26 protein-coding genes and 1 tRNA gene are annotated in these 20,134 nt (G+C 67.9%); 5 read left to right on the top strand and 22 right to left on the bottom strand.

The window, feature by feature from the left end:
• Positions 1-5: 5 nt before the first annotated feature.
• Positions 6-371, bottom strand: a complete 366-nt coding sequence (locus BrevBR_RS12895) for a response regulator (RefSeq protein WP_055830736.1) — start codon at positions 369-371, stop codon at positions 6-8.
• Between the two features lie 117 nt (positions 372-488).
• Between BrevBR_RS12895 and BrevBR_RS12890 the strand changes: the two genes are divergently transcribed.
• Together BrevBR_RS12890 and BrevBR_RS12885 are read left to right on the top strand one after the other, a co-directional pair.
• Entirely contained in the window at positions 489-1,739 is a 1,251-nt protein-coding gene (locus BrevBR_RS12890; protein ID WP_340001215.1) for a DNA polymerase IV, read from the top strand.
• Positions 1,740-1,823: 84 nt separating this feature from the next.
• A complete protein-coding gene (locus tag BrevBR_RS12885; protein ID WP_340001214.1) occupies positions 1,824-3,236 on the top strand; it encodes an alkaline phosphatase PhoX in 1,413 nt (470 codons plus the stop codon).
• Here the strand turns inward: BrevBR_RS12885 and BrevBR_RS12880 are convergent.
• Positions 3,205-4,272 carry a COX15/CtaA family protein gene (locus BrevBR_RS12880; protein ID WP_340001213.1) on the bottom strand — a complete coding sequence of 356 codons (1,068 nt, stop codon included), beginning with the start codon at positions 4,270-4,272 and terminating at the stop codon, positions 3,205-3,207. The genes BrevBR_RS12885 and BrevBR_RS12880 overlap by 32 nt on opposite strands.
• Positions 4,273-4,406: 134 nt before the next feature.
• Between BrevBR_RS12880 and BrevBR_RS12875 the strand changes: the two genes are divergently transcribed.
• A complete protein-coding gene (locus BrevBR_RS12875) occupies positions 4,407-4,658 on the top strand; it encodes a transglycosylase (RefSeq protein ID WP_332640347.1) in 252 nt (83 codons plus the stop codon).
• A 2-nt stretch (positions 4,659-4,660) separates the two neighbouring features.
• Positions 4,661-4,864, top strand: coding sequence for a DUF2842 domain-containing protein (locus tag BrevBR_RS12870; protein WP_332640346.1), 204 nt, complete (start codon positions 4,661-4,663; stop codon positions 4,862-4,864).
• 64 nt (positions 4,865-4,928) lie between these two features.
• Here the strand turns inward: BrevBR_RS12870 and BrevBR_RS12865 are convergent.
• From BrevBR_RS12865 to BrevBR_RS12835, 7 genes are all read right to left on the bottom strand, one after another.
• Positions 4,929-5,005, bottom strand: a tRNA-Pro gene (locus BrevBR_RS12865).
• Between the two features lie 54 nt (positions 5,006-5,059).
• Entirely contained in the window at positions 5,060-5,497 is a 438-nt protein-coding gene (locus BrevBR_RS12860; protein WP_340001212.1) for a MerR family transcriptional regulator, read from the bottom strand.
• A 5-nt stretch (positions 5,498-5,502) separates the two neighbouring features.
• Complete coding sequence (locus BrevBR_RS12855; RefSeq protein ID WP_056614459.1) at positions 5,503-5,811, bottom strand: integration host factor subunit alpha; 309 nt, start codon at positions 5,809-5,811, stop codon at positions 5,503-5,505.
• Between the two features lie 75 nt (positions 5,812-5,886).
• Entirely contained in the window at positions 5,887-6,864 is a 978-nt protein-coding gene (locus tag BrevBR_RS12850; RefSeq protein ID WP_332640344.1) for a beta-ketoacyl-ACP synthase III, read from the bottom strand.
• Complete coding sequence (plsX, locus tag BrevBR_RS12845) at positions 6,861-7,940, bottom strand: phosphate acyltransferase PlsX (protein ID WP_332640343.1); 1,080 nt, start codon at positions 7,938-7,940, stop codon at positions 6,861-6,863. The genes BrevBR_RS12850 and plsX overlap by 4 nt, the downstream gene beginning before the upstream one ends.
• 93 nt (positions 7,941-8,033) lie before the next feature.
• Positions 8,034-8,546, bottom strand: a complete 513-nt coding sequence (locus BrevBR_RS12840) for a YceD family protein (protein ID WP_340001211.1) — start codon at positions 8,544-8,546, stop codon at positions 8,034-8,036.
• Positions 8,543-9,076, bottom strand: coding sequence for a ubiquinol-cytochrome C chaperone family protein (locus tag BrevBR_RS12835; protein WP_332640341.1), 534 nt, complete (start codon positions 9,074-9,076; stop codon positions 8,543-8,545). Before BrevBR_RS12835 ends, BrevBR_RS12840 begins: the two co-directional genes overlap by 4 nt.
• Before the next feature lie 83 nt (positions 9,077-9,159).
• Between BrevBR_RS12835 and BrevBR_RS12830 the strand changes: the two genes are divergently transcribed.
• Positions 9,160-9,636 carry an outer membrane protein assembly factor BamE gene (locus tag BrevBR_RS12830; RefSeq protein ID WP_340001210.1) on the top strand — a complete coding sequence of 159 codons (477 nt, stop codon included), beginning with the start codon at positions 9,160-9,162 and terminating at the stop codon, positions 9,634-9,636.
• A 103-nt stretch (positions 9,637-9,739) separates the two neighbouring features.
• On the opposite strand, the gene BrevBR_RS12825 is transcribed toward BrevBR_RS12830, so the two are convergent.
• From BrevBR_RS12825 to BrevBR_RS12765, 13 genes are all read right to left on the bottom strand, one after another.
• Positions 9,740-11,893 (bottom strand): sodium-translocating pyrophosphatase, encoded by a 2,154-nt coding sequence (locus BrevBR_RS12825; RefSeq protein WP_340001209.1) that lies wholly within the window; start codon positions 11,891-11,893, stop codon positions 9,740-9,742.
• A gap of 177 nt (positions 11,894-12,070) precedes the next feature.
• Entirely contained in the window at positions 12,071-12,496 is a 426-nt protein-coding gene (locus BrevBR_RS12820) for a hypothetical protein (protein ID WP_332640338.1), read from the bottom strand.
• A gap of 37 nt (positions 12,497-12,533) precedes the next feature.
• Complete coding sequence (thiL, locus tag BrevBR_RS12815) at positions 12,534-13,523, bottom strand: thiamine-phosphate kinase (protein WP_340001208.1); 990 nt, start codon at positions 13,521-13,523, stop codon at positions 12,534-12,536.
• Between the two features lie 7 nt (positions 13,524-13,530).
• Complete coding sequence (gene nusB, locus BrevBR_RS12810; protein WP_332640336.1) at positions 13,531-14,061, bottom strand: transcription antitermination factor NusB; 531 nt, start codon at positions 14,059-14,061, stop codon at positions 13,531-13,533.
• Positions 14,058-14,522 carry a 6,7-dimethyl-8-ribityllumazine synthase gene (gene ribH, locus BrevBR_RS12805; RefSeq protein ID WP_340001458.1) on the bottom strand — a complete coding sequence of 155 codons (465 nt, stop codon included), beginning with the start codon at positions 14,520-14,522 and terminating at the stop codon, positions 14,058-14,060. Before ribH ends, nusB begins: the two co-directional genes overlap by 4 nt.
• On the bottom strand, positions 14,516-15,649 hold the full coding sequence (ribB, locus tag BrevBR_RS12800; protein ID WP_332640335.1) for a 3,4-dihydroxy-2-butanone-4-phosphate synthase: 1,134 nt from the start codon (positions 15,647-15,649) through the stop codon (positions 14,516-14,518). The genes ribH and ribB overlap by 7 nt, the downstream gene beginning before the upstream one ends.
• Positions 15,649-16,239 (bottom strand): riboflavin synthase, encoded by a 591-nt coding sequence (locus tag BrevBR_RS12795; RefSeq protein ID WP_340001207.1) that lies wholly within the window; start codon positions 16,237-16,239, stop codon positions 15,649-15,651. Before BrevBR_RS12795 ends, ribB begins: the two co-directional genes overlap by 1 nt.
• 51 nt (positions 16,240-16,290) lie before the next feature.
• Positions 16,291-16,917, bottom strand: a complete 627-nt coding sequence (locus BrevBR_RS12790; protein WP_340001206.1) for a RibD family protein — start codon at positions 16,915-16,917, stop codon at positions 16,291-16,293.
• Positions 16,917-17,375: a transcriptional regulator NrdR gene (nrdR, locus tag BrevBR_RS12785; protein ID WP_056614424.1), complete on the bottom strand. Its 459-nt coding sequence runs from the start codon at positions 17,373-17,375 to the stop codon at positions 16,917-16,919. Before nrdR ends, BrevBR_RS12790 begins: the two co-directional genes overlap by 1 nt.
• A gap of 7 nt (positions 17,376-17,382) precedes the next feature.
• Entirely contained in the window at positions 17,383-18,666 is a 1,284-nt protein-coding gene (gene glyA, locus BrevBR_RS12780; protein ID WP_340001205.1) for a serine hydroxymethyltransferase, read from the bottom strand.
• 108 nt (positions 18,667-18,774) lie between these two features.
• Complete coding sequence (locus BrevBR_RS12775; RefSeq protein WP_340001204.1) at positions 18,775-19,170, bottom strand: GFA family protein; 396 nt, start codon at positions 19,168-19,170, stop codon at positions 18,775-18,777.
• A gap of 67 nt (positions 19,171-19,237) precedes the next feature.
• Complete coding sequence (locus BrevBR_RS12770) at positions 19,238-19,414, bottom strand: DUF6898 family protein (RefSeq protein ID WP_340001203.1); 177 nt, start codon at positions 19,412-19,414, stop codon at positions 19,238-19,240.
• Between the two features lie 143 nt (positions 19,415-19,557).
• A partial coding sequence (locus tag BrevBR_RS12765; RefSeq protein WP_340001202.1) for an aminotransferase class I/II-fold pyridoxal phosphate-dependent enzyme occupies positions 19,558-20,134 on the bottom strand: 577 nt, incomplete at its 5' end.

Genomic DNA, 20,134 nt, shown 5'->3' with positions numbered 1-20,134 from the left:
GATCCCTACCCCAGATGTTTCCGAACCACGTCGAGGAAATGCATCACCGAGATGGGCTTGGAGATGTAAGCCTCGCACCCGCCCTGGCGGATGCGTTCCTCGTCGCCCTTCATGGCGAAGGCAGTGACGGCGACGACGGGGATGTGGCTCAGTTCCTCGTCGTCCTTCAGCCATTTGGTCACTTCCAGGCCGCTGATTTCCGGCAGCTGGATGTCCATCAGGATCAGATCGGGCTTGTGCAGGCGCGCCAGGGCCAGAGCCTGCAGACCTTCGCGGGTCTGCAGCGTCTCGTAGCCCTGGGAATCGAGCAGATCATGAAAGAGCTTCATGTTCAGCTCGTTATCCTCGACGATGAGGACTTTCTTGGACATCATCACCTGGCCTGTCGCCTCATGGAGTGCGGCTGCACGGAGGCTTGTCGCCTTCTTCGTGCACTGTGCCCCCACGGGTCTTAAGTTGGGGTGAAGCGCTGCCACAGGACCCCTGACGTGCCGATCCGCGCCATCTGCCGCGACTGCCTCTGGACCGGAGACCATCAGGTCGACCGGTGTCCGGCCTGCGATTCTCGCCGCGTGGTCTGCCACGACGAGCTGGACCAGCTGACCATCGCCCATCTGGACTGCGACGCCTTCTACGCCTCGGTGGAGAAGCGCGACCGGCCCGAACTACGCGACAGGCCCGTCATCGTCGGCGGCGGCAAGCGCGGCGTGGTCTCGACCTGCTGCTACGTCGCCCGCCAGTACGGCATCCATTCGGCGATGCCGATGTTCAAGGCGCTGAAGGCCTGCCCGGAGGCCGTCGTCATCAAACCCGACTTCCGCAAATACATCGCCGCCAGCGAAGCCATCTTCGGCGCCGTCGGCAAGCTGACGCCTCTGGTCCAGACCCTGTCGCTGGACGAGGCCTGGATCGGTCTGGCCGGCACCGAGCGACTGAACGGCGGTCCGCCTGCATGGCAGCTGATTCGCCTGCAGAAACAGATCGAGCAGGACACCGGCCTGACGGTGTCGATCGGCCTGGCCGCCAACCGTTTCCTCGCCAAGGTGGCGTCCGAACTCGACAAGCCGCGGGGGTTTTCCGTCCTCGGTTCCGAGGCGAAGGACGTCCTGGCCCCGAAATCCATCCGCATCCTGCCCGGCGTCGGCCCCGTCTTCGCCAGAACCCTGAACAGCGACGGCTACGCCACCGTCGGCGATCTGGCCGCCGCCGAGGTTCGCGATCTGGTCAAACGCTACGGCGAATCGGGCCTGCGCCTGCACGACCTCGCCCACGGCCGCGACGCCCGCCTGGTCAATCCGACCCACGACCGCAAGGGCATGAGCGCCGAAACCACCTTCAACGAGGACCTGACCGCGGCCGGGGATCTGGAGGCCGAACTCTGGCCCCTGTGCGAGAAACTGGCCTCCAAGGCGCGCCGCGACGGCGTCGCCAGCCGGATCATCGTGCTGAAACTGCGCCGCACGGACTTCAAGATCGTCACCCGCCGCGTGTCCCTGCCCGAACCCGTCCAGACCGCCCGCGCCCTGTTCGCCGCCGGCCGCGCCCTGATGGCCCCTGAACTGGGCCGGCCCTACCGGCTGATCGGCATCGGCATGGGCGAGGTTGTCGACGCCGTCGATGCACCAGCCCTCTTCGACACCGTGGAAACGCGGGCCCTGAAGACCGAGACGGCTATCGACGCCCTGCGGGCAAGGTTCGGAGCCAGGGCTGTAGTGGCGGGGCGGGCGCTGAAGGACTGAGCGGCCGACGCACGTCCGTCACAGAACCATGATGACCGCGACGCCCTCCCCCGTCATAAGCGTGGCCATCAGCCCGGAGTCTCCATGCGTCCCCATCGTCGTGATCTGATCGCTGGCTCCACCGCCGCTCTCGCCTTCGCCGGACTGGCCCGCAGCGTCCACGCCCAAACCGTTGCGGCGGAGGAAACCTACGTCAACGAGGTCCCCGGCTACGGCCCCCTGGTCTCCGATCCGAACCGCCTTCTCGACCTCCCGGAGGGGTTCACCTACCAGGTCATTTCCCAGAGCGGCGACACCATGGACGACGGACTGTTCGTCCCGGGTCAGCCGGACGGGATGGGTTGTTTCGATCTCGGCGGCGGCAAGCTCGCCCTGGTCCGCAATCACGAACTCAAGGGCTCCAGCGCCCTGCACCGGAATCTCGGCCCCGGCGGCTTCCATCAGGAACGGATCGATCGGCTCGACGCGGCTCGCGCCTACGACACCTACAAGGACGGCCGGGTTCTGCCGGGGGGCACAACCACGCTCGTCTACGACCTCGCAACCCGGCAGACTGTGAGCCAGCATCTCTCCCTCGCCGGCACCAGCACCAACTGCGCCGGCGGCCGTACGCCCTGGGGCAGCTGGCTGACCTGCGAAGAGACCGAACAGACGTCCGCCGACGCCGATGTGACCAAGGCCCACGGGTACGTCTTCGAAGTGCCGGCCAACGCGGTCGGCCTTGTCGATCCGGTCCCGCTCAAGGCCATGGGCCGGTTCGAGCACGAAGCGGTCTGCGTCGATCCCCGGACGGGCGTCGTCTATCTGACCGAAGACAAGGTTGACGGCCTGTTCTACCGCTTCATCCCCACGACGCCTGGAAAGCTGGCGGACGGGGGCCGGCTTCAGGCCATGGCGATCCGGGGCAAGCCTGCCGCCGACACCCGCAATCACGAGACCCGCGAATGGGCGGTGAACGACTGGCGCGAAGTCGTCTGGGTCGACATGGAAGACGTGGAATCGCCCAACGGCGACCTGCGCCGGCGAGGCCATGCCGCGGGCGCCGCCCTCGTCGCCCGCGGAGAGGGCGTATTCTGGGGCGACGGCGAGTTGTACATGACCGCGACGTCCGGCGGGCCGCTCCAGCGCGGCCAGATCATGCGCTACGTCCCCTCGCCTGCTGAAGGCGCGCGGGGCGAAGTCCGTCGACCCGGGCGTCTCCAGCTCTTCTTCGAAAGCGCCGACATCCGGACCATGAACATGGGCGACAACATCGTTGTCGCGCCGTGGGGTCATCTGATCGTCTGCGAGGACAACTATTCCGCCGACCTGCGCAACCACCTGAAAGGCGTCACGCCCGACGGCAAGGTCTATACGCTCGGCCGTAACGTCTTCACCGGCAACTCCGAGTTCGCCGGGGCCTGCTTCTCTCCCGATGGTCAGGTGATGTTCGTCAACATCATGTACCCCGGCGTCACGCTCGCGATCAGAGGCCCCTGGACCTCGGTCCGGACGTAAACAGCCGCGCCTGCGAGCGCCGCACCAGCCACAGGTTCACCGTCGCGGCCGTCAGCACCAGCACCGCTCCGGCCTGGTGCAGCGCGCCCAGCCACAGCGGCACGGCGTGAACCAGCGTCACCACCCCCAGCAGCGCCTGCAGCCACAGCACGCCGGCCACGACGAAGGCCGAAACGCCCAGCCCCTCAGCCAGCCGCCAGCGCCAGGCCTGCACCGCATAGACCGTACTCCCGGCCAGCAGGGCATAGGCCCAGATCCGATGGTTGAACTGCACCAGCGCCTGGTCGTGCAGGAAGGCCAGCGCGCCCTTGCCCCAGTCCACCGGCGCCAGAACCGCCCCGTTCATCATCGGCCAGTCGGTATAGACGAACCCCGCCTTGGCCCCCGCCACCAGGCCGCCCAGCAGACACTGGACGAAGACCGCGCCCAGAAGGACGGCCGCGCCCCGGCTCCATCCCTGGGGCGCCCGCGAATGCGCCTCCCCGTTCCAGGCCTCCAGCCCGGTCCAGATCAGGCCCATGAAGATCAGCAGCGCCAGACCCAGATGCGTCGCCAGCCGTTCCGGCGCGACGTCGACCCGCTCCGAGAGCCCGCTCGACACCATCCACCAGCCGATGAACCCCTGCAGCCCGCCCAGCGCCAGCAGCACGGCGCAGCGCGCGATCAACCGTCTCGGAATCTTTCGCAGCAGCAGGAACACGACGAACGGCAGGAAGAAGACCGCCCCGATCAGCCGGCCCAGCAGACGGTGCGCCCACTCCCACCAGAAAATGCCTTGGAACTCGCCCATGCTCATGCCGGCGTTGACCTGGGCGTATTGCGGGATGGCGCGATATTTCTCGAACGCCTCGTTCCAGTCGGTCGGGTTCATGGGCGGCAGGGCCCCCATGATCGGCTTCCATTCGGTGATCGACAGCCCGGACCCGGTCAGGCGCGTCACGCCCCCCACCACCACCATGGCGAACACCAGCGCGGCGCAGGCGAACAGCCAGATGGCGACGGCCCGGCTCTGATCGCCCCCGATGAAACGCTTCATTCGACGCCTGCCGTCCTGACCGTTACAGTGCCGGCGCGTCACTGGTCCGACGCCGGACTGAGCGGTATGCCCGCCCGGCGCGGCGAGATCGAGTCGCTTTTCGGCGTCGCATCGCCACAAGTCAGGAGAGGCCCTTGCAGTACGCCGACATCGCCATCGCCGTTCTGGGCGCCTTCGCCCTGGCCTGGCTGGCCGACCTGTTCACCGGCCGTCGCGGCCTGTTCGCCACCTCGCTGGTGTCAGGCGTCGCCGCCGTCGCCGGCTGGTTCCTGGCCATTCGGGTCTTCGGCATCGGCACGATGGACGAATGGGGCTGGGTCGGCTGGTCTCTGGCCGCCTCGGCCCTGGCCTTGGGCGGCTTCTTCCTGTTCCGCAGCAAGCGCTGACCATGGGTCCGCGCACGCGCCGATTCGTCGCCATGCTGGGCGTGATCGCCTTCCTCGTCGTCTGGATCTGGGGCGCGATCGCGATCCGGGGGCTGCTGCCGGCCTCGCCGCTGATCGACCTGCTGGTCTACGCCATCGCCGGCGTCGGCTGGGGCGTGCCTCTGTATCCGCTGTTCCGCTGGGCCGAGGGCGGCGGCAGGCGGTAGACCGCCAATTGCAAAGGGGCCGCCCTGAGGCGACCCCTTCAACCAACCGTTTTCGCGAGGAAAATGGTCGGAGCGACAGGATTCGAACCTGCGACCCCTTGACCCCCAGTCAAGTGCGCTACCAGGCTGCGCCACGCTCCGAGAGGCGCTCCCTATAGACGGGGTTCGCGGCGCCGCAAACCGAAAAAACAGCCCTCAGGCGCTTCTCGACAGGACGGCTTCCAGACGAGCCCGCGCGCCCTCCAGTTCGGCCAGCACCTGACGCAGGCGGATGGACGATGGCGCGGCGGGCGACGGGTTGGCGGCGGAGGTCGAAACAGCGGCGGGCGCAGCGCCTTCCGGCTCGAACGTCACTGTCCCGTCGGGGTCGCCGTAATGGGCCAGACGCTTGAGCCCCTGTTCCTTGTGCAGCCGCTGCACGCCCTTGATCGTCAGGCCTTCCTCGTGGAGCAGCCGCTTGACGGCCTTCAGCACCACAATGTCCTGCGGCCGGTAGAACCGCCGTCCCCCGGCCCGCTTCAGCGGCGTCAGGAATGCGAATTTCGTCTCCCAGAAACGCAGCACATGCTGGGGCGCGCCGACTTCGTCAGAGGCTTCTGAAATCGTCCGGAAGGCGTTGGGGCCCTTGGTCACAGGCGTCAGGCGGGCACGACGGCGTCGTGAACCCGGCCCTTCATGATTTGCGAGGCGCGGAAACTGATGACCCGGCGCGGATGGATCGCCGCCGGCTGGCCCGTCTTGGGATTACGGCCCATGCGGGCGCGCTTCTCGCGCACCTGGAATACGCCGAAACCGGACAGCTTCACGGTTTCGCCGCGTTCGAGCGACTCGATGATCAGCTCCAGCGTCCGCTCGACCAGCGACGAGCACTCCTGCCGGGAAAGGCCGACTTCCTCGTGCACCGCTTCACACAGGTCCGCGCGCGTCAGGGTCTGGTGTTCGGCCAAGGTCCGCTCCCCTCCAAAGGTCGGTTCCCGACATAAAAGGGCAAGCGTCGTCAAATGGAAAGCCGGAAATACGCCCTACAGACGAAAGGCGCAGGCGCCCCAGGTCAGACCGCCGCCCATGGCCTCCAGCAGGACCAGGTCGCCGCGCTTGATGCGGCCGTCACGGATGGCCGCGTCCAGGGCCAGCGGGATCGAGGCGGCCGAGGTGTTGGCGTGCATGGCGACGGTCGAGATGACCTTGTTCTCATCCAGCCCCAGCCGGTCGCCGACGCCCTTGATGATGCGCTGGTTGGCCTGGTGCGGCACGAACCAGTCGACGTCCGCGATCTCGATGTTCGAGGCGGCGCAGCAGGCGGTGATGGCTTCGGCGATATTGACCACGGCGTGGCGGAAGACCTGATTTCCCGCCATGCGCAGATGGCCGACCGTCCCCGTGGTGGCCGGGCCGCCGTCGACGTACAGCAGGTCGGTCTTGGTCCCGTCGCTGCGCAGGGCGAAGCCGAGCAGGCCGTGGTCTTCCTTGGTCCCCTGCCCTTCGCGCGGCTCGACGACGACCGCGCCGGCCCCGTCGCCGAACAGGACGCAGGTCGACCGGTCGGTCCAGTCCATCAGCCGGGTCATCTCCTCGGCGCCGATGACCAGGGCGCATTTCGACAGGCCGCGCGCGACGAACCCGTCGGCGACGCCCAGGGCGTAGACGAAGCCCGAACACACCGCCTGGACGTCGAAGGCGATACAGGTCGGCGCGCCGATCTTGCGCTGCACGATCGAGGCTACCGAGGGGAAGGTCATGTCGGGCGTCGTCGTGGCGACGATGATCATGTCGACCTCGGCCGCCGTCCGGCCGGCGTCGATCAGGGCCTTCTTCGCCGCCTCGACTGCCAGATCGCTGGTCGGCTGGTCGTCGCGGGCCTTGTGCCGCTGACGGATGCCGGTCCGCTCCTGGATCCACTCGTCGGAGGTGTCGACGATCTTCGCCAGGTCGGCGTTGGTCACGACCTGTTCCGGCAGAAAGGAGCCGACGCCGGTCACGGCGCTGCGAATGACGCTCACTGGGAAGTCTCCATGGCCGGGTCCGCAGGGGGTGCGGGCGGCTGTTCGAGGACGGCGGTCAGGCGGTTGAAGCTCTGGCTGACCTTGATCAGATAGTCGCTGCGGGCCAGTTCGACCGCTACCCGGATGGCGGCGCCGAAGCCGCCCGGGGTCGCCCCGCCGTGGCTTTTCACGACAATGCCGTTCAGGCCCAGCAATGGCCCGCCGTTATTGGCGTTGGGGTCGATCTTCCGGCTCATGCGCTTCAGCGCCGGCATGGCCAGCACCGCGCCGGCCTTTGACGTCAGGCTGGAGCCCAGCGCCTCCTTCAGCAGCCCCGCGATGAATTTGGCCACGCCTTCGGCCGTCTTCAACGCGATATTGCCGGTGAAACCGTCTGTCACGATCACATCCACCGTGCCCTTGGCGATGTCCGTGCCCTCGACGAAGCCGAAATAGTCCAGTCCGAAGCCGCCCTCCCGCAGCAGGCGCGCCGCCTCGCGCACCTCCTCGTGCCCCTTCATGTCCTCTGAGCCGACGTTCAGAATGCCGATGGTCGGCCTGGCGATGCCGTGAACGGCCGTCATGAACGCCTCGCCCATGATGGCGAACTCGACCAGCTGGGCCGCGTCGCTCTCGACATTGGCCCCGACGTCGAGCACGGCCGTGACGCCTCTCGGAGTCGGCCAGCCGGCCACAATGGCCGGCCGCTCCAGGCCGGGCGCCGACATGCGCAGCAACAGCTTGGAAATCGCCATCAGGGCGCCGGTGTTGCCGGCCGATACGACCGCTCCGGCCTCGCCCGACTTCACGGCTTCAATGGCGTTCCACAGGCTCGAGCCCTTGCCGCGGCGCATGGCCTGGGCCGGCTTTTCGTCCATGGCCACCATCTTGTCGGTGTGCCGGACGATGCAGACGTCTTCCGTCAGCGCGCATCTGGCCATCTCGGCCCGGATCGCCGTCTCGTCGCCATGCAGCAGGAAGCGCACGCCCTCGCCGCCGTGGCGTTTGCGGTACTCGCGAACGCCGCCGACCACGACGGATGGGCCGTGGTCTCCGCCCATGGCGTCGAGCGAAATCAGGATCGGGGATGACAAGCCGTTTCGACTCCGTCGCGCCGTCCGTGCGGCGCTTGTCAGTGAGGCGACGATAGCGCCGCAGCGGGGGGATGCAACCGCGCCGACGCTGCGTCAACCGTCGTTGGAAGGCCGAAGTTGTTTCAGCACCGCGAAGGGCGAGATTTCGGCGGGTTCCGGCGGCTGGACGAACTCGGCGCCCGGCTTGCGGGGGAATGGATCAAGCCGCAACGCCAGCTGTTCCACCGCATACTGGCCCAGGTCGATCTGGCCGTCCTCGATCAGGTCGGGCGATTCGTCGTCCAGGGTGATGATGATCTCGTCCGAATCCTCGTCCACGGCCTCCGCGAGGGAAATCGAGAACGGCGCGTCGATCTCGACAGGCAGCGGCTCCAGGGTGATGCCGCAGGTCTGGGCCAGGCTGGCGCGGACCCGCCCGGACAGGCGCCAGCCCGCTGCGGTGGGAGCCAGATCCATGTCCGCCTTAAAGGAGTCGAGCGAGGCCAGATCCAGCGCCTTGGCGATCCGCGCCCGGGCCGCCGCGTCGGGCTCCAGCGTCCGCTTCACCCCGCCGGCCACCTGATGGAGGCGAACGGGCTCGCTGTAGGGAAGGCCGGGAACACTCATGGGTTTACCTCCGCCCAGTCGGGACCAGCGACGACGGCGTCGAAATCCTGCGCCGCCAGACGGGCCCGGCTGATCAGCGCGTAGTCCGCCAGCCTGACGCCGGTCGCCGCGTCCTCGCTCTCGTAAATGTTACGCGCCAGCCCGGCCGACAAGGTCGCGGCGTCACCGTCGCGCAGCGGCGCTTCCCAGGCGGTCATCCGGCCGTACAGGGCCTCGCCCAGCTTGCGCATCTTCTTGCCCACCGAAATGTCGCCGACGCCCAGTTCGCGCAGGGCGTGGTCCAGCGCAGAGACATAGGTGTCGAACAGGTCCTGCCCGGCCTGCGCCCCGCGCTCGCCCTCATCGCGCAGGCGCATGACGAGCAGCAGCACATGCAGGGTGTAGAGCTCGAACCGCGCATCGATGCGGTCGGCGACGCCCAGCTGCGTATAGAAGCCCGGTTTGCGGGCCTGGCGCACCGCCAGTTCATACAGCGGCTGGCCCAGACGCTCTCGGGGACGGGTACGGAACAGATTCTGAAGCATGGTCATACGGCCCCTTTTCCGCCGCGCCGTTGAACTAAGGCTCGGGTCCGGTTAGGTCAAAGACCTTGTTGAAGTCGCAGGCGCCGCAAATGCTCCGTTCCAAGCTCCTTATCGTCGTCCTGTCGGCCACCGCCCTGACGGCTGCGTGCGCTCCGGTGATCGGTCAGAACGGCTTCCAGGCGATCGACGCCAAGCCGGCCGACATCGTCGCCGGCACGGACACCAAACAGACGGTGTTGACCAAACTGGGCACGCCCTCGACGACCTCGACCTTCGAGCGCGACAACGTCTGGTACTACATCAGCCAGGTCACCGAGAAATACACCTACAACCGCCCGCAGGTGACCCAGCGGTCGGTGACCGAGATCACCTTCAATGACGCCGGGCAGGTGTCGGCGGTGAATAACCTCGGCCTCGAGGACGGGCGCGTCGTGGCCATGAACGGCCGCGAGACCCCGACCCGCGGTCGCCAGCTGACCATCCTCGAGCAGCTGCTCGGCAACGTCGGCCGCGGCCAGCTGCCCCGCACGGACGAGGACACCCCGGGCCAGCAGCGCCGCGAATAGGACTTCTGCCCGAGCAGACGAAGAAGGCCCCGGAGAGCGATCTCCGGGGCCTCTTTCGTTTCGATGGCCGGCCCCTCCGGCGAACCGGAGAGGCCGATCGCGATCAGACGATCTTGCCGCTCGCCAGCACCGCCAGCAGAAGCAGGGCGACGATGTTGGTGATCTTGATCATCGGGTTCACCGCCGGGCCGGAGGTGTCCTTGTAGGGATCGCCGACGGTGTCGCCGGTCACCGCGGCCTTGTGAGCCTCGGATCCCTTTCCGTGAACGACGCCGTTCTTGTCGGTGAAGCCCTCCTCGATCACCTTCTTGGCGTTGTCCCAGGCGCCGCCGCCCGAGGTCATCGAGATGGCGACGAACAGGCCGGTGACGATCACGCCCATCAGCATGGCGCCGAGGGCCGCGAACGCGTCCGCCTTGTCCGACAGGAACAGGATGGCCACGAACAGCACGATCGGCGACAGCACCGGCAGCAGCGACGGTACGATCATCTCGCGGATCGCCGCCTTGGTCAGGATGTCGACCGCGCGGCCGTACTCGGGCTTGACCTCATAGGTCATGATCCCCGGGTTCTCGCGGAACTGGCGACGGACCTCGGCCACGACCGATTCAGCGGCCCGGCCCACGGCCATCATCGACATGCCGCCGAACAGGAAGGGCAGCAGCCCTCCGAACAGCAGGCCGACGACGACGTACGGATTGGTCAGGTCGAAGGCGACCTCGCCCATGTTGGCGAAGAACGGATACAGGTCCGGATTGGCGGCGAAATACTCCAGGTCGGAGGTATAGGCCGCGAACAGCACCAGGGCGCCCAGGCCGGCCGAGCCGATCGCATAGCCCTTGGTCACCGCCTTGGTGGTGTTGCCCACGGCGTCGAGGGCGTCGGTCGAGTGACGGACTTCCGGGGGAAGCCCCGCCATCTCGGCGATGCCGCCGGCGTTGTCGGTGACCGGACCGAAGGCGTCCAGCGCCACGATCATTCCCGCCACGCCCAGCATGGTCGTGGTGGCGATGGCGATGCCGAACAGGCCCGCCAGCTGATAGCTGGCGATGATGCCGACGATGATCGTCAGCGCCGGCAGGGCGGTCGATTCCAGCGAAACGGCCAGACCCTGAATGACGTTCGTACCGTGGCCCGAAACCGAGGCGTTGGCCACCGAACGGACCGGACGGAAGTTGGAGCCGGTGTAGTATTCGGTGATCACCACGATGGCCGCGGTGACGCCCAGACCGACCATGCCGGACCAGAACAGGTTCATGGCCGAAATGGCCTCGCCGTTGACCGGCTGGATCATCGCATTGCCGGGCAGCAGTTGCTCGATCACCAGCCAGACGGCGCCGATCGACAGAACGCCGGTGACGATCAGGCCCTGGTACAGGGCGCCCATGATGTTCTGCTTCTTGCCCAGGCGGACGAAGAAGCTGCCGATGATCGAGGTCAGGATGCAGACGCCGCAGATGGCCAGCGGCAGCAGCATCATGGTTTCGACATAGGGCTGGTCGCGGAAGAAGATCGCCGCCAGCACCATCGTCGCCACCGTCGTCACCGCATAGGTCTCGAACAGGTCGGCGGCCATGCCGGCGCAGTCGCCGACGTTGTCGCCCACGTTGTCGGCGATGGTCGCGGCGTTGCGGGGGTCATCCTCGGGGATGCCGGCCTCGACCTTGCCCACCATGTCGCCGCCCACGTCGGCGCCCTTGGTGAAGATGCCGCCGCCCAGACGGGCGAAGATTGAGATCAGCGAGGCGCCGAAGCCCAGGGCGACCAGGCCGTCGATGACCTCGCGGCTGGTGCTCTCGAAGCCCGCGCCGGCGGTCAGGAAGGCGTAGTAGCCGGCCACGCCCAGAAGCGCGCCCCCCGCCACGAACATGCCGGTGATGGCGCCCGAGCGGAAGGCCAGGTCCAGACCCTTGGCCAGGCTCTCCGACGCCGCCTGCGCGGTGCGGACGTTGGCCCGGACCGAGATCAGCATGCCGGCGAAACCGGCCAGGCCCGAAAGCACCGCCCCGATGACGAAGCCGATGGCCGCGTACGGGCCGATCAGAAGCCAGGCCGCGATCAGGATCACGACCCCGACCATGCCGATGGTGGTGTATTGCCGGCGCAGATAGGCCGAGGCCCCTTCCTGGATCGCCGCGGCGATCTCGCGCATCTTGTCGTTGCCGGTGCTGGCCTTCATCAGCGCGGCGGTCTGGATCAGTCCGTACAGGACTCCCAGTGCGCCTGCGGCGATGACCAGCCACAGATAGTTACTCATGGCGTTTCCAAACCCTGTGTGTTCAGGCGCCCGGTTCCTTGGCGCGGCGGGCGTTATTCGCCTCTGTCCGCCTTCCGGTCCCCCCGTGCGCACCGGACGCAGGTTGCGTCCTTGGGGAATTGCGGCGGAAACGTGCCAAATGCCGGGGGCCGACGCAACAGCGTTGGTGAACGAAGTTCAGCCGGCGGCGACGCCCGTGCGGCGGCGGGGCGCCTGGCTGACGATCTCGACTCGCGTGACCGAGCCCCGGCCGGCGATCGCGGCGGCCGAACGCACCAGACTGGCCGACAGGGCGGCGGTGTCGATGACGGTCCAGTCGTCCGGAACCGTGAACGGCGTCCGATGACCCGCACGCACGAGGGCGTCGCGCAGGAAGGCCTCTTTCGACCGCATCGATTCGGGGGTCGCCGATCCGCCCAGATGCAGTCTCAGCGACACGAAGACATAGTTGCGCAGCCGCCCGCCCGCGATGATCGGCAGGCCCACGCCGGCCATGCTGATGCTGGCTCCGCCCGGCGCCGGCCGGTCGCTGGCCAGGACTTCGCTCCCGGCGGCGAGAACCGGCAGGGCGGCGGAGGCGGCGATGAGATCACGACGGCGCATGACGGCACCTTGACCGCCACGCCTTGAGATTTCGTTGTCAGCCGTGGGTGAAGCCCGGTCTTTCGAACGCGACCGGCTTGCCGCCGAACCGGGCCACCACTCCCTGCCCCGCCGTCACCCGCCCGATCCTCGTCAGGCGCAGATGGCGGCGTTCGGCCTCGCGTCGGATGGCCGCCTCGTCGCGTGGCCTTGCGGTGAAGGCGATCTCATAGTCGTCGCCGCCCGTGACCAGCTTCTCCAGCGCCGCCTGCTCATCGACCCGTCCATCGAACCAGGCCTGACCGGCCGCGGACAGGGGCACGCTCTCCAGATCGATCTCGATGCCTGCCCGACTGGCCTCGGCCACATGGGCCAGATCGGCGATCAGCCCGTCCGAGACATCGATCGAGGCGCTGGCCATGTCCCGCACGGCCCCGGCGAACTCGATGCGCGGCATGGGCGTGCGGTAGTGGTCGGACAGGGCCGCCATCCGCTCGGGCTCCAGCGACAGCCTGCCCTGCACCGCCTCCAGCCCCAGCCAGCCGTCGCCGATCGCGCCCGTCACGAACACCAGATCGCCCGGCCGCGCCCCTGCCCGTCCGACAGTCCGCCCCTTGGGGACCCAGCCCAGCATGGTCATGGAAAAGCTCGCCGGTCCGGGCGTCGCCACCGTATCCCCGCCCAGCAGGGCCACGCCGAACGCCTTCTGGTCGACCCGCAGGCCGTCGCAAAACGCCATCCGCTCGGGCCAGCCGCACCGCCCGGACCAGTGGCAGGCCAGCAGGTAGCCGAACGGCTCCGCCCCCTTGGCGGCCAGATCCGACAGATTCACCCGCATCAGCTTGCGCGCCACCGTGTCCAGCGGATCGTCGGGCAGGAAATGCACCCCCTCGACGATGGCGTCCTTGGTCAGGACCAGATCGTGGCCCGGGCGCGAAGGCACGACAGCCACATCGTCCAGCAAGCCGCGTCCCCACTCGGGATGGGCCAGCGGCGCGAACAGGCGGCGGATGGTTTCGAACTCGCCGGCGACGTCGACCGCGGGCATCTCCGCCTCAGCCCTTGGGCCGCGCGTCTCGGGCCACGCCGTCCAGCGCCGCATTGACGAATTTGGCCTCGGCGTCGTCGAAGAAGGCCTTGGCCAGTTCGACATATTCGTCGATGACGATCTCGCGGGGCACATCCTGCCGCTCGCGCAACTCCCACGCCCCGGCCCGCAACAGGGCCCGCAGCGTCGAGTCCAGACGCTCCATCCGCCAGTTCGACGCCAGACGCGCCTTGACCGCGTCGTCGATGCCCCGCTGGCCGCTGACGACCCCGCGCACGATTCCGGCGAAATAGTCCTCGTCGGCCTCCGCCAGCGGCTCGCCCTCGATGTCGGCGTCGAAGCGGTGGTTCTGGAACTCGGAGATCACGGTCTCGACGCCTTCGCCGGCCAGCTCCATCTGATACAGGGCCTGCACGGCGGCGAGGCGCGCGACGGTTCGCGCGCGGCGCTGGCGGCTGGTCAGCTGCGGCTCTGCGCGCTGTTTCTCGGCCTCGGCGAGCTGGGCGAGGACGGCTTGGATGCTGGCGGGTTCGGTCACGCGCCCAGTCCTACGCGCAGCCGCTTGCGCAAGGCAATGAGGTCCAGGCAGGCGCGCGCGGCGCCACCCCCCTTGTCGCCCTCGCTGCGGCGGGCCCGGGCCCAGGCCTGGTCCTCGTCCTCGGTCGTCAGAATGCCGTTGCCGACCACCACGCCGCTCAGGCCCAGCTGGGTGATTCCGGCCGCCGACTGATCCGAGACGATCTCGAAATGATAGGTTTCGCCACGGATCACGCAGCCCAGGGCGACATAGCCGTCATAGCGCGGCGCCGTCGGATAGCGGCCGGCCTCGACCGCCAGGGCGATGGCTGTCGGCACTTCCAGCGCGCCCGGAACCGAGACGACGTCGAACTCGACATCCTGCGCGCGCAGGGCGTCCTTCGCCCCTTCCAGCAGGGCGTCGGCCAGGTCGTCATAGAAGCGCGCCTCGACGATGAGAACGCGGACGGGCTCGCTTACGATTGGTCTTCTCCGTCCATGTCGCGCCAGCCGACGATGCGCAGGCCGTAACCTTCAAGCGCAGCGGGATTGGGGCGGGTCGAGCTCATCACGATCATGTCGCGCACGCCGAGGTCCAGCAGGATCTGCGCCCCGACTCCGTAGTTGCGGATCGAGCGGTCGACGGCGGTGGGCTTTTCGACCCCTGCCAGCCGCTCGGCGAGTCCATGCAATTCGGGATCGCGCAGGAAGACGGTCACGCCCGCGCCGGCGTGCTCGCTGATCGCCCGCAGGGCGCGGGGCACATAGTCCTGGCGCGCCTCGACGTGGCCAAGCAGGTCGGCGGCGAAATCGACCTGGTGCATGCGGACGAGGGTCGGCTTGCCCGGCTCGATCTTGCCCTTGACCAGGGCGACATGCTCCACCCCCTCGATGGCGTTGCGGTACAGCATCAGCCGGAACGGTCCGCCGTGGACGCTGTCGAACGGCGTATCCATCACCCGCTCGACCATCCGCTCGGTGCGGCGGCGATAGGCGATCAGGTCGGCGATGGTGCCGATCTTCAGCCCGTGCAGCTGGGCGAAGGCGACCAGATCGGGCATCCGCGCCATCGAGCCGTCGTCGTTCATGATCTCGCAGATCACCCCGGCGGGCGTCAGCCCGGCCATGCGGCTGATGTCGACCGCCGCCTCGGTGTGGCCGGTGCGGACCAGAACGCCGCCGTCGCGGGCGACCAGGGGGAAGACGTGGCCGGGCGAGACGATGTCGTCGGCGCCCCGGGTCGGGTCGGCGGCGACCTGCACCGTGCGGGCGCGGTCGGCGGCGGAGATTCCGGTCGTGACCCCCTCCTTCGCCTCGATCGACACGGTGAAGGCGGTGCCCATGCTCTCGCGGTTCTCGGCGGCCATCGGCGGCAGCCGCAGCTGGCGGGCCCGGTCGGCGGTGATGGCGAGACAGATCAGACCGCGCGCATGACGGGCCATGAAGTTGATCTGGTCCGGCGTGGCGAACTGGGCCGGAATGATGATGTCGCCCTCGTTCTCACGATCCTCGGCGTCGACGAGGATGTAGGGCTTGCCGTTGCGGGCGTCCTCGAGGATGTCCTCGATGGGGCTGATCGGGCTGTCGTTCATGTTCGCGGCCAATTGCATCACGCCGTCTCCTGCCACCGCGCGAGATATCGCGCCAGCATGTCGATCTCCAGATTCACCGCATCGCCGACCTTCAGACCGCCCAGAGTGGTCGCATCCCAGGTGTGCGGGATCAGATTGACGTCGAACCGCTGCCCCTCGACCCCGTTCACCGTCAGCGAAACGCCGTCCACGGTGATGGAGCCCTTGGGCGCGATGAAACGGTGCAACGGCGCCGGAACCTCGATGTGGACCCGGTGCGATCCGCCTTCCGGCTCGATCGCCGCCACCCGGCCGAGACCGTCGACATGCCCCGACACCACATGCCCCCCCATCTCGTCCCCGAGCTTCGCCGCGCGCTCCAGATTGACGCGACGGCCCTCGGCCCAGTCGCCCAGACTGGTCTTCGACAGGGTCTCGCCCGAGACCTCGACCGCGAACCAGCCCGGCCCCTTCTCCGTCACGGTCAGGCAGCAGCCGGCATGGCTGACCGAGGCGCCCAGATCGATGCCCGCGGTGTCCCAGGCCGTCTCGATCTCATAGCGCCGGTCGCGTTCGGTCTGCCTGACCGAACGGACGCGGCCGATGTCCGTGACGATGCCTGTGAACATCAGAGCGCGTCCCCGAAAAGTGGAACCCGGTTTTCGGTTAAGGACGCGCGACTAATCATGGACTCTCTCGTAGCGTTCCCACAGGTCGTCACCGCAGGGCTCGACCGCAAGGCGCCTGAACCTCGGAGCATCCGCAAGACGGGCCAGCGCAAGGGCCGCCACGCAGGGCCGCCCCTCTCCGCCCAGCAGGATCGGCGCCCGGAACCACTCCAGCCGGTCCACGACGCCGGCGCGCAGGAAACTCGCCGCCACCTGCCCGCCGCCCTCGATCAGCACCGACGACACGCCCCGGCGCTTCAGCGCCGAAAAACACGCTTCGACGGACGGACGACCGTGGTCGGCCGCGACACGTTCGACGACGGCGGCGCCGACCGGCGCGGGCTCCACGACGGTCAGGATCAGGCTGTCGCCCTTCGCCACCCGGGCGGTCGGCGGCGTCCGCAACCGGCTGTCCAGAACCACGCGCAACGGCTGATCCACCGGCCGGCCGGGCAGGCGCGCCGTCAGCTCGGGGTCGTCGTGCAGAACGGTCCCGACGCCCACCAGAATGGCGTCATGGGCGGCCCGCAGCCGGTGCCCTTCCAGCCGCGCGGCCTCGCCGGTGATCCACTGGCTCTCACCGGTCGCGGTGGCGATCCGGCCATCCAGCGACGTGGCGAGTTTCAGGGTGACGCGCATCAGCTTTCGTCCAGACCCTCGTCGCCCAGGAACCGGGCGAAATCGCCCGTGTGGCGGAAATCCTTGTACACCGAGGCGTAGCGGACATAGGCCACCTCATCGACCGACTTCAGCGCCTTCATGATGAAGTCGCCGACGGTCGAGGACGGGATTTCCGTCTCGCCGAGGCTTTCCAGCTGGCGGGTGATGCGGCTGACCAGCTGTTCGACCTGTTCGGCCTGAACCGGTCGCTTGCGCAGGGCGACATTCAGCGACCGCTCCAGCTTGTCGCGATCGAACGGCGTGCGGCGGCCGTTGCGCTTCAGGATCATCAGCTCGCGCAGTTGCACCCGCTCGAAGGTGGTGAAACGCCCGCTGCACTGCGGGCAGGACCGGCGGCGGCGGATCGCAGCGCCGTCATCCGACGGGCGGCTGTCCTTCACCTGTGTATCCTGATGTCCGCAGAAGGGGCATTTCATCAGAGAGTTATCCGTAAATCGGGAAGCGGCGTGTGAGTTCACGCACTTCGCCCGCCACGCGTTGCGACACGCCGGTGTCCGCCTCGTCCGTGCCCTTCATGGAGTCGATCACATCGGCGATCCAGTGGCCGATCTGCTCGAACTCGTCGACGCCGAAACCGCGAGTCGTGCCCGCCGGCGTACCCAGACGGACGCCCGAGGTCACCGTGAACGGGGCGGTGTCGAACGGCACGCCGTTCTTGTTGCAGGTCATCAGCGCGTGTTCGAGGGCGGCTTCCGTAGCCTTGCCTGTCACGCCCTTGGGCCGCAGGTCGACCAGCATCAGATGGCTGTCGGTGCCGCCCGAAACGATGGCCGCGCCTCGCTCGACCAGTACGGCGGCCAAGGCCTGGGCGTTGGTCACCACCTGTTTCGCATACATCCTGAATTCGGGTTTGAGCGCCTCGCCGAAGGCCACGGCCTTGGCGGCGATGACATGCTCCAGCGGTCCGCCCTGCAGGCCCGGGAACACCGCCGAGTTGATCTTCTTGCCCAGTTCGACGTCGTTCGACAGCACCATGCCCCCGCGCGGCCCCCGCAGGGTCTTGTGGGTGGTCGTCGTCACCACATGGGCGTGCGGCAGCGGGTCCGGATAGACGCCGCCTGCGATCAGCCCCGCATAGTGGGCCATGTCGACCATCAGATAGGCGCCGACCGAGTCGGCGATCTCGCGGAAGCGCCTGAAATCGATGTGGCGGCTGTAGGCGCTCGCCCCGGCCAGGATCAGCCTGGGCTTTTCCTTCTCCGCCATCTCGGCGACGTGGTCGTAATCGATCAGGCAGTCATCCTCGCGCACCTTGTAGGTCACGGGCCGGAACCACTTGCCCGACTGATTGGCGGGCGAGCCGTGGGTCAGGTGGCCGCCGGCCGCCAGATCCATGCCCAGGAACGTATCCCCCGGCGTCAGCAGCGCCTGAAACACCGCCTGGTTGGCCTGCGCGCCCGAGTGCGGCTGGACGTTGGCGAAGGCGCAGCCGAACAGCTGTTTCGCCCGGTTGCGCGCCAGATCCTCCGTCACGTCGACATATTCGCAGCCGCCATAGTAGCGGCGGCCCGGATAGCCCTCGGCGTATTTGTTGGTCAGGACCGAGCCCTGCGCCTCCAGCACCGCCTTCGAGACGATGTTTTCGGAGGCGATCAGCTCGATCTGCTCCTTCTGCCGGCCCAGTTCGCCCTGGATCCCGCCGAAGATGTCGGGATCGGCCTCGGCGAGGCTCTTCGAGAAATAGTCGGCATGGGTGAAGGCGGTCACTGATAATCCCCGAGGCAGGAGCGGCGGTCCGGAAGGCGACCTATCTAGGCTCCTGTTCCGCCGACCACAACATCTGGGGTCCGGCCGCCGCCGGCACCCCGCATCCGCCTACCAGCTGTTCCGTCCGTCCATCGCCTGGATGGTGAGGTCCGACAGGTCGAGATCGTCGATCATGTTCAGGTTCACGGCCGCGACCTTCCGTTCCGGGACGCCCTCCGCCTCCCCCGGCTTCAGCGTGCCGTCGCTGTTGTATTTCGAGGCCCAGTCCGGCGAGAAGCCGTGCGTATTGCCACCGCAGGTCCCGCAGAAATGATGCAGGTTCAGTCCGGTAGCCGAATAGACGCGGTCCTCCGTCGCCACGACGGTCAGGTCCTCGGGCGCATAATAGCCCCACACCGCCCCGGTGCGCTGGCAGTAGCTGCAGTTGCAGGTCTTGGCCTCGTCCGGAGGCCCGGGCAGGGAGATCTTCGTGGATCCACAGTGGCAGGCGGCGGTCAGGGTCATGTCGGAACTCCGTGGGCTTGTCCTGGTGACCTATCATCCATCGATGTCAGGAGTTGTCAGCAGCCTGTCAGCGGTTCAGGGCCCGCCTCAGCTTGGCGACAGCCAACCTCTCGACCGCCTTGGGCTCACGTGCAGGGCCGATCGCTACCGCCTCCACGCCCGTAGCCACATGCACGGCGCAGCATTTCAGGTAGATGCCGCTGCGGGTGGTCTCGAGGATCACCTCGCCAAGATCGTCGCTCACCACAAACTCCGCTCACCCCGGCGAATGCCGGGGCCCAGACGCCATGACTCGGACGAAGCATCAGAGAGAACCGCGCAAAACGCCAGCCTTCAGCGCCCTGTGATCCAGGTCCCGGCATTTGCCGGGATGAGCGGTATTGGGGCTCAGGCGACGGCAGGCAGTCGCGCCACGTTGCAGTGGGTCCACAGGGCGTCCATGGCGCGGACGAGGTCGTCCATCATGGCGTCGGTGTGGTTGGGCGAGGGGGTGAAGCGCAGCCGCTCGGTGCCCTTGGGCACGGTGGGATAGTTGATCGGCTGGACATAGACGCCGTGGTCTTCCAGCAGCATGTCCGAGATCATCTTCGTGTGCACCGGGTCGCCGACGAACACCGGCACGATGTGGCTTTCGGACGGCATGACCGGAATGCCGGCGGCGGCGAGCCGGGCCTTCAGGGTGGCGGCGCGCTCCTGATGGGCCGCGCGCAGCTCCGGATGGGCCTTGAGCCAGCGCACCGAGGCCAGGGCCCCGGCCGTCAGGGCCGGCGGCAGGCTGGTGGTGAAGATGAAGCCCGAGGCCCAGCTGCGCACCGCGTCCACGATCACCGCGTCGGCGGCGATATAGCCGCCCATGACGCCGATGGCCTTGCCCAGGGTGCATTCGACGATGTCGATGCCGTCCAGCACCCCGTCCCGCTCGGCCACGCCGGCGCCGGTCGCGCCGTACAGGCCGACCGCATGG

The sequence above is a fragment of the Brevundimonas sp. BR2-1 genome, from assembly GCF_037626195.1.
Classification (GTDB): domain Bacteria; phylum Pseudomonadota; class Alphaproteobacteria; order Caulobacterales; family Caulobacteraceae; genus Brevundimonas.
This window is presented reverse-complemented; position numbering and strand designations above follow the sequence as displayed.